Source organism: Prevotella conceptionensis 9403948 (genome assembly GCF_000312305.1).
GTDB lineage: Bacteria > Bacteroidota > Bacteroidia > Bacteroidales > Bacteroidaceae > Prevotella > Prevotella conceptionensis.
In genome coordinates this window covers 1-504 of record NZ_HE999544.1, presented here as the reverse complement: position 1 = coordinate 504, position 504 = coordinate 1, and the positions used below count along the sequence as shown (strand labels likewise).

The window sequence follows — 504 nt, the reverse complement described above, 5'->3', positions numbered from 1 at the left end:
AAACTTTAGTTTATAATTTTCTTATAAATTAATTCTGAAGTTTCGTCTTTCCTTATGAATGAAAGTAGTTCAGCAATTATGCGCATAATCCTCTCTAACTGATTTTTCGCCGCATAAAAATCGAGAGTTTCATTTAACTGCTCTCCTACATTTAAATTATCAATATTTTTGCGATTTAAATAATCACAGATCAAATCAAATCTCCATAGCGTATGGATATAATACTGATTGAACACTACATTTTTGCTTCTAAAAATGGTAATATTAGAGCCTGTCAAACTTGTTAATTCTTGTTTAAGCCATCTTTCGGTGTCAGCGATTTTATCATATTCCATGATAGCTTCTTCTAGAAGTTCCTCGTACATAAAGGGCATTTTTGAAAGAAAGCCCTCTGGTCTCTCCCCCTCAAGTATGGCTGTTACTCCATTATAGTAATCCATAAAAAGTTGCTCGAATCTTTCCATTATATTTTTACTTTACTTAGTTCCTATGTAAGCATCCAAT

1 protein-coding gene is annotated in these 504 nt (G+C 31.9%); it reads right to left on the bottom strand.

Annotation, left to right across the window (positions count from 1 at the left end; genetic code table 11):
- Positions 1-5: 5 nt before the first annotated feature.
- Positions 6-464 carry a hypothetical protein gene (locus BN93_RS16210; protein WP_019189302.1) on the bottom strand — a complete coding sequence of 153 codons (459 nt, stop codon included), beginning with the start codon at positions 462-464 and terminating at the stop codon, positions 6-8.
- Positions 465-504 lie beyond the last annotated feature (40 nt).